The sequence below is a fragment of the Chryseobacterium glaciei genome, from assembly GCF_001648155.1.
Classification (GTDB): domain Bacteria; phylum Bacteroidota; class Bacteroidia; order Flavobacteriales; family Weeksellaceae; genus Chryseobacterium; species Chryseobacterium glaciei.
The window spans coordinates 2,156,517-2,168,983 of record NZ_CP015199.1; the positions used below are offsets into that span (position 1 = coordinate 2,156,517).

12 protein-coding genes are annotated in these 12,467 nt (G+C 34.0%); 4 read left to right on the forward strand and 8 right to left on the reverse strand.

Features of this window, described 5'->3' with window-relative positions; translation table 11 throughout:
* Nucleotides 1–7: 7 nt before the first annotated feature.
* The 4 genes from A0O34_RS09660 to A0O34_RS09675 all read left to right on the forward strand — a co-directional run bounded on the left by A0O34_RS09660 (nucleotide 8) and on the right by A0O34_RS09675 (nucleotide 2,868).
* Entirely contained in the window at nucleotides 8–997 is a 990-nt protein-coding gene (locus tag A0O34_RS09660; protein ID WP_066754130.1) for an endonuclease/exonuclease/phosphatase family protein, read from the forward strand.
* 78 nt (nucleotides 998–1,075) lie between these two features.
* Entirely contained in the window at nucleotides 1,076–2,050 is a 975-nt protein-coding gene (locus A0O34_RS09665) for an endonuclease/exonuclease/phosphatase family protein (RefSeq protein ID WP_066754132.1), read from the forward strand.
* Between the two features lie 4 nt (nucleotides 2,051–2,054).
* Entirely contained in the window at nucleotides 2,055–2,414 is a 360-nt protein-coding gene (locus A0O34_RS09670) for a hypothetical protein (protein ID WP_066754134.1), read from the forward strand.
* A 40-nt stretch (nucleotides 2,415–2,454) separates the two neighbouring features.
* Entirely contained in the window at nucleotides 2,455–2,868 is a 414-nt protein-coding gene (locus tag A0O34_RS09675) for a hypothetical protein (protein ID WP_066754136.1), read from the forward strand.
* A gap of 35 nt (nucleotides 2,869–2,903) precedes the next feature.
* Here A0O34_RS09675 and A0O34_RS09680 read toward each other — a convergent pair whose 3' ends face one another.
* The 8 genes from A0O34_RS09680 to ftsA form a co-directional block, all read right to left on the reverse strand.
* Nucleotides 2,904–4,418: a GH3 auxin-responsive promoter family protein gene (locus tag A0O34_RS09680; RefSeq protein ID WP_066754138.1), complete on the reverse strand. Its 1,515-nt coding sequence runs from the start codon at nucleotides 4,416–4,418 to the stop codon at nucleotides 2,904–2,906.
* A gap of 453 nt (nucleotides 4,419–4,871) precedes the next feature.
* Nucleotides 4,872–5,174: a hypothetical protein gene (locus A0O34_RS09685; protein WP_066754140.1), complete on the reverse strand. Its 303-nt coding sequence runs from the start codon at nucleotides 5,172–5,174 to the stop codon at nucleotides 4,872–4,874.
* Between the two features lie 2 nt (nucleotides 5,175–5,176).
* A complete protein-coding gene (locus tag A0O34_RS09690; protein ID WP_066754142.1) occupies nucleotides 5,177–5,521 on the reverse strand; it encodes a hypothetical protein in 345 nt (114 codons plus the stop codon).
* Nucleotides 5,522–5,526: 5 nt separating this feature from the next.
* Entirely contained in the window at nucleotides 5,527–7,692 is a 2,166-nt protein-coding gene (locus tag A0O34_RS09695; protein WP_066754143.1) for a zincin-like metallopeptidase toxin domain-containing protein, read from the reverse strand.
* Nucleotides 7,693–7,815: 123 nt separating this feature from the next.
* Nucleotides 7,816–8,226: a BrxA/BrxB family bacilliredoxin gene (locus A0O34_RS09700; RefSeq protein ID WP_066754145.1), complete on the reverse strand. Its 411-nt coding sequence runs from the start codon at nucleotides 8,224–8,226 to the stop codon at nucleotides 7,816–7,818.
* A gap of 381 nt (nucleotides 8,227–8,607) precedes the next feature.
* Nucleotides 8,608–9,054, reverse strand: coding sequence for a GatB/YqeY domain-containing protein (locus A0O34_RS09705; RefSeq protein WP_066759607.1), 447 nt, complete (start codon nucleotides 9,052–9,054; stop codon nucleotides 8,608–8,610).
* Between the two features lie 88 nt (nucleotides 9,055–9,142).
* Nucleotides 9,143–11,056 (reverse strand): cell division protein FtsZ, encoded by a 1,914-nt coding sequence (gene ftsZ / locus A0O34_RS09710; protein WP_066754147.1) that lies wholly within the window; start codon nucleotides 11,054–11,056, stop codon nucleotides 9,143–9,145.
* A 14-nt stretch (nucleotides 11,057–11,070) separates the two neighbouring features.
* Entirely contained in the window at nucleotides 11,071–12,453 is a 1,383-nt protein-coding gene (gene ftsA / locus A0O34_RS09715; RefSeq protein ID WP_066754149.1) for a cell division protein FtsA, read from the reverse strand.
* Nucleotides 12,454–12,467 lie beyond the last annotated feature (14 nt).

Below are 12,467 nucleotides of genomic sequence, written 5' to 3' on the forward strand. Positions count from 1 at the left end.
TTATTTTGTGAAAGTTCTTCGTCTCATATTTTTAATACTGCATGTCGGGATATTCCTTCTTTTATTGGGAATGTTGTTGAATGCATATGTTCCGCCAAAGATATTTCCTTGGTTTAATTTATTATCATTAGGATTTCCGATTTTAATGGTTGCTTATGTTTTGTTGATCTTTTTCTGGATTTTCAGTTGGAAAAAAAGAGCCTTTGTTTTTATGTTATTGGGATTGATTTTTACAAATCCGGTAAAAAGATGGGTGAATTTTTCTTTAGATAAAAAAGAAATTGCCAATCTCAAGATCTTATCTTTTAATGCAAAAGGAGGATTGAATGGAATGGAAAAGATTGATGATTATGTAAATTCTTCCAACGCAGATTTAGTTTTCTTACAAGAAAAGGGAGGTAAAGAATATCATTTTAATGGCTTAAAAAATACAAGCGGAAATTATATTGTTTCCGTATTTACAAAATATAAAGTTATTGATCAGAAGGAACTTATTAAAAGCGATTATTTCGATAACAATGCCTACGCAACGCAAACAGATATTGAAATAAAGGGAAAAATATATCGGTTTATCAATGTTTATCTTCAACCCTTTAAGTTTGAAAAAGCGATGGTAAGGCTCGATGGAAACAGCGATGAAGATGAGGAAAAACTGAAAAATGTTGTAAAAAGATTGATACCAACCTTTAAAATGCACCAGGATCAGGTTGCAGATATTAAAAAAGGAATCGAAAATTCTCCTTATCCTGTAATTCTGTTGGGAGATCTTAATTCTGTTCCCAATTCTTACGAATATTATCATCTTTCAGAAGGTTTGCAAGATGCTTTTCTGGAGGTAGGAAAGGGAAGTGGAACAAGCTTTCACGATTATAAATTTCCATTAAGAATTGATTATATTTTCACCTCAAAATCAATACAGCCAATTACTTATAAAGTTGACCGTTCGGTGAAAATTTCTGATCATTATCCGGTTGTGGCTACCTTTAAATTAGACTAGGGTTTTCATAAAATAAGTTAAAAAAGTTAACGTGGTAGGGTTTTTGCTTAAAAAAAGTGTACCCAAGACCGTTATTCCATGAAGCCGAGCCAGATCCTGTTGTTTTTCCATATTGTAATCATTGTTTTACTGCTATCCACATTAGGAAATGCATGGATTCCACCCAACCTGTTTGGCAACCTTAATCTGCTTTCTCTGGGATTTCCTTATCTTGTATTTATACATATTTTATTAACGCTGGTCTGGGTTATCAAAAGAAAAAAAATTGCTATTGCTTTTGTTTTAAGCACATTTATTTTTTACAATCCAATCAGGAGATGGGTGAATTTTACCCCTAAAAATGAAAATTCAAAATCAATAAGAGATATTAAGGTTTTGACTTTCAATGTTAAATATGGTGATTTTGGATGGGATAAAGTGAAAAAATATATTTCAGATCAGGATGCGGATATTATTTTGGTTCAGGAAAGAGATACGAAAACGGCTTTGAGAGATGATTTAATCAAATATCCTTCTGTAATTTTAAAAACCAAACACAAAATCGTAAGACAGGAAAATCTTGTTGAAGAAAAAGATCGCGGAAATTCATTCTACGCAGATATTGACATCAACGGAAAGATTATCAGAGTTGTAAATGTTTATTTGGAACCTTTCAGACTTCATAAATCAATGCTTTCATTTGACGGATTTGGTAAGGAAGGAGGAAAGATAAGTACACTTCTTTCTCATATGATTCCTACTTTTAAAGCACACGAAGATCAAATCAGAAGAATCAGAAAAGCGGTAGATTTATCGCCTTATCCTGTGATTTTAGCGGGAGATTTTAACTCTGTTCCTAATTCTTATGAATATTATAATTTAGGAAAAGATCTTCAGGATGCATTTTTATCTGCCGGAAGCGGAAGTTCTTCAAGTTTTTATGATTATAAAGTGCCTTTGAGAATTGATTATATTTTCAGTTCAAAATCAATTATTCCTTTAAGCTATAAAGTGGATAATTCTGTGAAATTATCGGATCACTATCCTGTAATTGCGGAATTTCTGCTAAATTAGTTCCATGAAAAATTTAGTTTTTGCAATCCTTACTTTTCTTGTTTTTCTGAGTGCCTGTTCTAAGCAGGAACCAGCGAGTTTTGATACAAATCAGGAAGTAAAAGTGCATTATGATACGGTTGCTGTTGATTCTTTTTCTGCAGGAGCAACTTCTGTAGATATTGTTCGCCAGATAAGAATGTCTTCTCAAAAGTATCAGGATTCTATAAAAGAAGCGATAAAACTTCAGGCTGAAGAAAAGAGAATTAAGGATGAATTAGATAAAGAAAATAAAAAGAAACAGGACGACGAAAAGAAGAAAACTGATGAAGAGAAGAAAAAAAATGCTGCAGAAACTCCTTCAACTCCAACAAAAACCGAATAAAAATAGTTAAATTTTAAAACTCATTAAAAAATATAAAGCAATGAAAAAACAAATTTTAGCAGCATTAATGATTTCAACACTTGTTGTATCATGCACAAAATCAACTACAAAATCTGAAACTACTGAAAATCCTGATGGATCTGTAACAACAACTACAACAACTGTAAGCCAAAATGGAGTTGATGTGATTGATACTGCAAAAATCGCCGAAGCTAAAGATAACGCAAAAGCTAAAGTAGACGAAGCAGGAAATAAGATAGACGATGCCGCTCAAAAAGCAAAAGAGAAAATTGATGCGACTGCGGATAAGGCTAAAAATGATCTTCACAAAGCAGGTCAGGACATCAAAACTGAAGCGAATAAAGTTGGTAAAGATGCCAAAGAAGCCGCTGCAAAAGGAGCTTCGAAAGTGGAAGATGCCGCTAAGAAATTAAAAGAAGATTTAAACAAATAGTAAAATTAAAACCGCAGAATAATCTGCGGTTTTTTTTATTTATTCAGTTCCAATAAAGGATCGATGTATTCTCTGTCGTTGCTTAATCTTGGGACTTTATTTTGTCCGCCCAGTTTCCCTTTGGATTCCAGCCAGCAATAAAATAGGTTCGGCTTGGCAATATGCACAATTGGTCTTTTTAGTGTCAAATTATTATACCTTTTGGCTTCATAATCTGAATTGACGGTTTTCAAATGCTGATCAAAACAGTCGATAAAATGATCCAAATTGCTCGGTTTTTCACTGAACTCAAAGATCCACTCATGAGCACCGCCTTCATTTTCTTTCATGAAAACTGGGGCTCCTGTGAAGTCGGTGATACTGGCTCCTGTAGTTTGGCAGGCTTTAGAAATAGCTGATTCTACATTGGTGATCATCAGTTCTTCCCCGAAAGCATTAATATAATGTTTCGTTCTTCCCGTAATTTTAATTCTGAAAGGATTAATTGAAGTAAAAACAACCGTATCCCCAATCAAATATCTCCATAAACCGCCGTTGGTAGTAATCACCATCGCGTAGTTTTTGCCAACTTCAACATCTTCTAAGCTTACGACTTTTGGATTGGAAAAATGGAACTCATCCATCGGGATAAATTCATAGAAAATACCGTAATCCAACATTAGTAGCATTTCGTCACTGTCAGGTCTGTCCTGAATTCCGAAGAAGCCCTCAGAAGCGTTGTAAATTTCGTAGTAATTGATTTTCTTTCCAATGATCTGCTGGAATTGTTCTTTGTAAGGTTTAAAGCTAATTCCGCCGTGGAAAAAGACTTCCAGATTTGGCCATAATTCTGAAATATTCTTAACCTCAGTTTCATTTAAAACTCTCTGCAAAAGAACCATCATCCAACTTGGAACACCCAAAATACTTCCTACATCTTCATTTTTAACCTCAGAAGTGATCGCTTTAAGCTTGCTTTCCCATTCGCCCATCAAGGAAACCTTTTTACTTGGAGTCGTGGTAATTTCTACCCAAAAAGGCAAATTATCGATTAAAATTGCAGATAAATCGCCAAATTTTGTGTTAAAATCAGCGTATAATTCTGAACTTCCGCCTAAACGTAAATTTTTATTGGTAAAAAGTTGATTTTCAGGATGATTATTGGCGTAAATAGAAACCATATCTTTTCCTGCTTTCATGTGACAGTATTCTAAACTCTCCGCAGAAATAGGAATGTATTTGCTTTTCGCGTTTGTTGTACCCGAAGATTTCGCAAAATGTTTGATGTAGCCCGGCCAACTTACGTCTTTATGACCCTGCCTTGCTCTTTCAATATAAGGTTCAAAATCTTCATAGGTAACGATCGGAACTTTATTTTTAAAGTCCTGATAACTTGAAATGGAATTAAAGCCATACTTTTTACCGTACTCAGTATCCTCAGAATGAAACAATTGAGAGAATAAAATCCCTTTCTGTGTTTCAATAGGATGATCCATAAAATTCTGTATCTGGTCTATCCTTTGGCGGATGAACCAGTTGACCACAGTATTGAAGAGTGCTTTCGTTGCCATTTCCAAATATAACGATATTTGACTTTTCTAAGAATATTTTAACGCGATAAATAAAAAAACCGCTACAAATTTTGTAACGGTTTAGTATTTAGATTTATTGTTTCTTAGCAATACTCGTCATAAGTCTAACTTCTCATGATATTTTTCATTTTCTAATATAGATTCCATCAGAATTTTTTATTATTTCCGATGTTTTATGTTTACTTCTAATGTAAATTGGTTCTCCACTTTCATCAGAAATTAATAAAAATATTGCACTTTTAAAAACAGGCTCATTAATAAGAACAGTCCAACAGGGAAGCTTTTTATTTTCATTTCCATGTATACTTTTTTCTTTCTCAAATGATGCTCCTTTTATATTTTTTCATTGTAATATTTTGCTTGTAAGTCTTTTAATATAATCGTTGCTTTTTCTAAAATTTCTTTTTCGGTATAATTCATTTTAAAATTAGATTATTTTTGGTATTGATAAATACCCTCATTATTTTTAATGATTTCCAAAGTAATTAAATTAAAATTTTGATAATATAGTGGTTCTGAAGTTTCGTCAGAAATAGTCAAATGGTCTTCATTACCAAACAATGACTCTATGTAAGCTATCCAGCAAGGATGCTCTTTGTCTATATTGTTACCTCTTGATAATTTGTTGTTTCCTATAAAAGTAACATGATTGACCTTTCTCATGCTTTGATTTCCATCGAGGTCTTTTATAACTTTAATCGCTTTTTCCAGTATTTGTTCTTTTGTGTGTTTCATTTTTACTCTTCAATAGTAAACTTTACATTGGTGCTACTAACAATTGTTTTTCCATCATTTGATAAAGAATATTTAATTTTAGATTGACCGAGTGAATGAACCAATAAAAGAGGTAATTTTTTATCATCATCAATATATAGGAAAGCGCCTCTGCTTTTACCAAAATCTTCTTCTCCCCATAAAAAAGAAATCTGCCAAATGTTTTGATTTTCTTTTTTGCTGTAACCAAAAAAAGAGTCTTCATTTAATTCTGTACACTTTATTTGATTCTCGTCATCATAACCGAATCCAGAATTATTTAGAATTTTTTTGGATAGTTCAAGTATTTGTTTTTCAGTGTTTTTCATAATTGTTATTTTAATATTCCTAATTTTCTTAATTTTACTAATTCTTCCATTTCATCAATGAAAATTTTGCTTATTCCAGATTCTTCCCTGAACTTATTCATATATTCATAAGAATCTACAAGTTCAATTTTTGTCCATTTTTCTTTTGTTTTCCAGATAGCATCCCAAACCATTGTTTCATCCTCCCAAAGGGGTAATTTTGCATACTCTTCAGGTGACAATCTTTTCCAAGTTTTCATATGAACCATTTCGTGGAAAACTGTTAACTCTGAAACTTCTGAACGTACAAACATGGTTTGAAGTCTTGAATTGAAAGAACCTACTACACCTCTTGCGTTCCAATCTTTAAGCTTTTGCTTCATTCCAAAGTCCTTATCTACGATTTTCAAATCTACATCATAAAGTTCCTTTAGCAATTTTCGAAGTTTTTTAAGCTCTTTTATAGTTAGCAATCTCCCCCCATCAAATCCAAAACCATCATTAATTTTTCTGAAAAGCTCCTCAATATCCTCAACTACTTCATCTTGAATTCTATTTCCACTTCCAAATATAGCATCAATTTTCTTTTTAAGCCATTCTGCAACTTTCCCATTCTTTATAGCTTCAATCATTTCAAGAAACTCTTTTTCAAGCCATTTATATAAGTCTTGTGCTGTGTTGGCAATTTTCTTTCCTAAATTTTTAGAAAAATTCAGTGCTTTGGTTCCTGTCTGTTCTGCTTTAGCTATCAATCTACTGATTTTTGCAGATGCTTCGGAAACTAATGAACTTCCACCTGTAAAATAGGCAATAACAGCATCTAAAATCAATTCAAAGGCAACTCCCCCTATGAAGTAAGCCCAGAAATACTCATTGTAATTAGAAATTTTTTTACTCAAGCCAGAAATAAAAGTAGAAATGTCTTTCCAAATTTTATCATCAGTAAAGAGCTTTTTAATTCCGTTAAGGAATTCTTTTGCATTTTTATCAAATAAATCTACAAAATCTTCTATAAACTCCAGTTTCTCTTGGTGTTTTGCTAACTCCAAAGCACTCATTTTCTCTAACTCAAAAATAGGAAGTTTGTCGACTATCATTGCTAATAGCATAATAATCAATTGTACCAAAGAGATAAGCCCGTTGAGTATCCCACAAAGAAAAGCATTGATTTTTGCAGTTTCTCGGTTCAATTTTTCACTAATTATGCTTCCTATGTTTGAAACAATATTTAAAATTTCTTTAAATAATATTTTTAATTTATTGTAAATATTTTTTATGCTGTCGGGCATATTTTCTTCTATAAAATTTTTCACAAGGAATGTGACAGCAAACAAAATATCATCGGTAATAGTAGGAGTTGCTGCAACAATGTTGAAAACAGCAGCAGTGGAAATTTCATCAAATGATGCTACAAACCCCGTGAGTTTCTGTAATCCAGCTTCTGCAATATTCTGAGTATTATCAGACATATTTTTATACTCGTTGCAAGGAAACGGAACAGGGATAATAGGTTTATATTTTACTTCCTGTTTGGGAAAACCATTTGCACCAGCTATATTTTGGAAATTATTATACATCGGCTCTGTATAAAACTTAGTATAATCATAGTTTTCTTCTGTAAATTTCCATTTCTCAGTGGCTTCGATGCCTCCTCTTAACCAATCTGCCAATTGATTATTTAATGAAGATACTTTTTTAAAAGCTTCATTGATTTTACTTTTTTCAAGTATTTCTAAATAAATAGCACCTTTAAGTAAGGTGTCATCAATTCCATAATCTTTAGCAATTAATCTTATAAGACCGTTAAAATCTGATACACTGCCATCTATTGTGTTGCCATCGTAGTTAATTGTCTTTCCCTTACTGTTATAGTGATTTATTAATCTTTGCCTTGCATAATCTCCCATTTTTACTCGACAAGCTGTCCCAAAAAAATTGCTGGTATTCTTGGATGTCTCTTCATAATAAATAGTAAAATAATCGGATTCTATTTTATCTTTCTCGTATCTGTCAAAAACTTCTATTCCACTTTTACAGAAAATAGCCTGATGATGAACTATACTGTATTTTTCTGATTTTGGATAACTATCTTTTAACTCTGGAGGAACTATAAAAGTTTCGTAAAAAATACTGTTTTCGCCTAAAGGACTTTCGAGTTCCCGGCTCAATACATACTGTAATCTTTGTGTCATAACATTTGGTTTTAAAAGTATTATAAACCAAAAGTAGATATGGGTAACGACAAAAGTTGGCGTATTAAAATAAAAAAACCGCTACAAATTTTGTAACGGTTTAGTATTTAGATTTATTGTTTCTTAGCAATACTCGTCATAAGCAGCTTGAAGGTTCGCTGCAATAGCTCCTGCAGGGTTTCCTTCAATGTGGTGTCTTTCTAACATGTGAACCAATTCTCCGTCCTTGAAAAGAGCCACACATGGTGAGCTTGGAGGGAATGGTGCCAAATGCTTTCTAGCTTCTGATACAGCTTCTGTATCGAAACCTGCAAAAACAGTCGTTAAATGATCTGGTTTTTTATCTCCTGTTAAAGAATATACAACTCCCGGTCTTGCTGCTCCTGCTGCACATCCGCAAACAGAATTGATCACCAATAGAGTAGTTCCTGATTGTTTTAATGCTTCTTCAACCTGTGTAGGTGTTGCTAAGTCTTGGAAACCTTTATCTGTAAGTTCTGCCTTCATAGGCATTACTAAATCTGTTGGATACATATTTTTGTTTTTTAATCTATGCAAAGTTAAACAATTCTTTACTTTTCTTCAATATATAAAAACTATCAAAGTATTCGTAAAACAATATTAATGATGTATTAATAATTTAATAATATACATAAATTAATGAAATAAAATTATGAATAATCAAAAATAATTGCTAAATTTGAAATGATTCTGAAAACAATAACCATGAAAAAAAACATTTACATTTTTCCCTCAATTTAATGAAATATTCAATTTCCTTTTAGAATCATAAAAATATTGAATATCTCAAGATAAAAATGAAGCCCGAAACTGGAAATGTTTCGGGCTTCTTAATCAAATCGATATGCAAAGGTTGAATATCCTTATCTATTGCTTGGAAATCACGCCAAGACTTTATGAAAGTAACTTTTTTGCCATCTCGGAAATACTCTTTCCATCAGATCTTCCGGCAAATGTTTTTGAGGCAACTCCCATTACCTTTCCTAAATCTTTTATAGATTCTGCTCCGGCTTCTGAGATAATTTTCTTCATTTCAGCTTCCAATTCTTCTGCAGAAAGCTGTTGAGGTAAGAATTTTTCAATAACTTTCATCTGAGCATCTTCTACTTCAGCTAAGTCATTTCTGCCCTGTGCAGAAAACTGTTCGTAAGAATCCTTACGTTGTTTGATCATTCTCTGTAAAATAGCAATTTCCTGGTCTTCTGAAACTTCAGCACCTCTAGCTTCTGTTTTTAGAAGTAGAATCTGAGATTTCACAGCACGAAGAGAATCCAGAGCTACTCTGTCTTTTGCTCTCATTGCTGTTTTTATTGCTTCACTAATTATAATTTCTAAACTCATGGTTTTGGCTTTTAGCTGTAGGCAATAAGCAGTATGCATTTGGCTCAATTAAAAAGCTTGTAGCTTACCACTTATTGCTTACCGCAATTTAATCTACATCTTTATTTAAAAATCTGTTTTCTCTTACTTGCATAGAACCATTGTTTTCAGATAAATACGTGTTGATATTTTGATCTGAAGCATTGGTTCCGTCAATAGAAATGTTTTTTCTCTTGAAAGCAGGAACAGATTCGAATTCACTTGCGCTATCAAAGCTTTGGTAACGAGAATTGAATTCTTTTAATTTATTTCTTCTTTCTACAACTCTTTCCTGATCTGCAGTTTTGTTCACGAATGTGAATTCACTTTCAGCAGGTTTTGGAGTTTCGATCTCTGTTTTATTTTCATAAGAAGGTCTCTCTTCAGTTTTTATTTCTTCCTTTGGCTGGTAGAAACGTTCCACTTTTGGAGCTTCTTCTATGATTTGAGCTACTGTATTCGTTGGAGTGCTAAACTCTGCTTTTGGCTGTCCGAAATCAGTTTTGGGCTCATTGATAGGCTCATTTACAAAGAAACTGAACTCAACAGGTTTTTCTTCAGAATAAGAATTCGTAGAAATATTTGTTTTAGGTTCTTGTTTTTTTTCTTCTGTTTCGAATGAGAAAGATTGAATCTCCAGATCATTAGGATCGTTATCTTCATCAAAAGCGAATAGATTGTAAGCATCCTGCTCTTCGTCATCATTTCTCCAAGTCTGAATCGGGCTGTCTAATGTATCTTCCTCTCTATCAGAGAATTTTATTTCAGTTTTAACCTCTTCATCCTCGATAATCATTTTTTTTTCAGTAGAGACAGACTTGAACTGTGGAGTATCATGGTCTTCGTCATCCAATCTGAAAAGATTTTTTCCTCCAAAATCATATCCATGCTCAGGAGCAACCTCTCTTTCTTCTCTTGTTTTAAAAGGAGAAGTTTTATTTGAATCTAATTTATCGTTTAGACTGATTCTTATTTTTTCTGTTGGTCCAGCGAATTTTTTATCGTCATTAGAAAAACCTGTAGCGATAACAAGAACGCTTACTGCATCTCCTAATTCTTCATCAGCACCCACCCCGAAAATGATATCAGCAGTATGTCCTGCTTCTTTCTGGATATGATCCATAATGATACCGATTTCGTCCATTGTAACCTCTTCTTTACCGCTTCTGATCAACAATAGTACATTTTTAGCACCTGTAATTTTATTGTCATTCAATAATGGTGAATCCAATGCTTTTCTTACTGCTTCATCTGCTTTATTTTCACCTGAAGCTGTACCTGTAGACATCAAAGCCGTACCGGAGTTTTGAAGCACAGATTTAGCATCTCTAAAGTCAATATTTACATCAAAGTAACCTGTAATAACCTCTGCCATACCTTTTGCGGCGTTGGTTAAAACTTCATCAGCTTTTGAGAACCCCTGTTTGAATCCGAGGTTACCAAACTGCTGTCTTAGTTTATCGTTATTGATTACAATTAATGAATCAACATTATTTCTTAATTTCTCAAGACCTAATTCAGCCTGCTCTAATCTTCTTTTCCCTTCAAAACTGAAAGGGACGGTAACAATACCTACCGTTAAGATTCCCATATCTTTAGCAACCTTAGCAATAACAGGAGCTGCACCGGTTCCGGTTCCACCGCCCATTCCGGCAGTAATGAAAACCATTTTGGTGTTTTGTCCCATGGCAGCTTTGATCTCTTCAATACTTTCAATCGCTGATTTCTCACCAACTTCAGGATCGGCACCTGCGCCAAGTCCTTCTGTGATGGTAGTTCCCAACTGAACTTTGTTTGAAACCGGGTTATTATCTAAAGTCTGAGCATCTGTATTACAAATCACGAAATCTACCCCGTGAATTCCTTTCTCGTACATGTGTTTCAGTGCGTTGTTTCCACCGCCACCAACACCAATTACCTTTATGATCGATGAATTTCCTTTTGGCAAATCAAATGAAAATCCTTGTGTACCTATATTTTCCATAATATCTGTATTTACTATTCTACTTCTTCAAAGAATTTTTTTACTTTTTCCATAAGCGACTGCCCGAAAGTTAATCTTGCCGCTCTTTTATTTTCCTGTTGTTGAGTCATAACTTCCTGTTCCTGAACCGGAGCCATCTGCTGAGTAACTGCATTATTTTCAGCTACTGTTGCTGCAGTTTCCTGCTGAGGTTTTTCCTGAACGAGTTCTTCTTCTATTATGACAGGTTTTTTATCCCTAATTTTTAAACTTTCCATTAATAATCCAATAGAAGTTGCAAATTCAGGACCTTTTAAATATTGATTTTTATCATTGGCAATATACTCATTTGCAAAACCAATTCTACTATCAAAACCTGTTGTATAATTCGCTAATTGACGAAGATGTTTCAAATTTGATCCACCACCCGTAAGAACAATTCCTGCAATCAGTTTTTTCTTTTGTTCAAATGCTCCGTAAGCCTTTAATTCGGTATTTACCATTTCAAGAATTTCTTCAACTCTTGCATTGATAATCTGAGCTAAAGTTTTCAGTGAAATTTCTTTATCGGGTCTTCCGTGAAGTCCTGGAATAGTAACAAACGTGCTGTCTTTTTCCAATTCGGGAACTGCAGAACCGAATTTTACCTTCAATTGCTCTGCGTGTTTCTCAATGATTGAACAGCCTTCTTTAATATCTTCCGTAATGATCCCGCCACCATAAGGAATTACGCATGTATGACGGATGATATTATCTTTAAATATTGCTATATCTGTAGTACCGCCACCAATATCAACGATGGCAACACCTGCTTCTTTCTCTTCTTTTGTAAGTACCGCTTCTGAAGATGCTAAAGGCTCTAATGTAAGAGCTTCCATTTCCAGACCTGCTTCTCTTACGCATCTTGCGATGTTTCGGATACTGCCCATTTGTCCCACAACAACGTGGAAATTGGCTTCAAGACGCTTTCCGTGCATCCCGACAGGCTCCTGAATTTCACCTTCTGAATCTACTTTATATTCTTGGGGAAGAACATGGATAATTTCTTCTCCGGGAAGCATGACCAGTTTCTTGACCTGATCTTTTAACGCTTCTATGTCGTCATCTGTAATAAATTTGTCGGGATGCTCACGCATAATGTAATCGGAGTGCTGAAGAGAGCGTATGTGCTTCCCTGCAATACCTACCGTAACTTTACGGATAGGAACTCCTGCGCTGGATTGTGCTTCTGCCACAGCCGCCTTGATTGAGTTGATGGTTTGCGAAATATTATTTACAATACCTTTATGAACTCCAAGACTTTTGGCCTTACCAACACCGAGAACTTCTATTTTCCCGTGTGCATTCCTCCTTCCGACAATCGCGACTATCTTTGTTGTCCCGATGTCCAGACCTACTGAATACTCTTGATTTTCCATTGTTTTATATCGAT

What these genes read in the sequence shown, in the direction of transcription:
- A0O34_RS09665 (WP_066754132.1), top strand. Translation starts at nt 1,076, where the DNA reads ATGAAGCCGAGCCAGATCCTGTTGTTTTTCCATATTGTAATCATTGTT.
- A0O34_RS09670 (WP_066754134.1), top strand. Translation starts at nt 2,055, where the DNA reads ATGAAAAATTTAGTTTTTGCAATCCTTACTTTTCTTGTTTTTCTGAGT.
- A0O34_RS09675 (WP_066754136.1), top strand. Translation starts at nt 2,455, where the DNA reads ATGAAAAAACAAATTTTAGCAGCATTAATGATTTCAACACTTGTTGTA.
- A0O34_RS09680 (WP_066754138.1), bottom strand. Translation starts at nt 4,418, where the DNA reads ATGGCAACGAAAGCACTCTTCAATACTGTGGTCAACTGGTTCATCCGC.
- A0O34_RS09685 (WP_066754140.1), bottom strand. Translation starts at nt 5,174, where the DNA reads ATGAAACACACAAAAGAACAAATACTGGAAAAAGCGATTAAAGTTATA.
- A0O34_RS09690 (WP_066754142.1), bottom strand. Translation starts at nt 5,521, where the DNA reads ATGAAAAACACTGAAAAACAAATACTTGAACTATCCAAAAAAATTCTA.
- A0O34_RS09695 (WP_066754143.1), bottom strand. Translation starts at nt 7,692, where the DNA reads ATGACACAAAGATTACAGTATGTATTGAGCCGGGAACTCGAAAGTCCT.
- A0O34_RS09700 (WP_066754145.1), bottom strand. Translation starts at nt 8,226, where the DNA reads ATGTATCCAACAGATTTAGTAATGCCTATGAAGGCAGAACTTACAGAT.
- A0O34_RS09705 (WP_066759607.1), bottom strand. Translation starts at nt 9,054, where the DNA reads ATGAGTTTAGAAATTATAATTAGTGAAGCAATAAAAACAGCAATGAGA.
- ftsZ (WP_066754147.1), bottom strand. Translation starts at nt 11,056, where the DNA reads ATGGAAAATATAGGTACACAAGGATTTTCATTTGATTTGCCAAAAGGA.
- ftsA (WP_066754149.1), bottom strand. Translation starts at nt 12,453, where the DNA reads ATGGAAAATCAAGAGTATTCAGTAGGTCTGGACATCGGGACAACAAAG.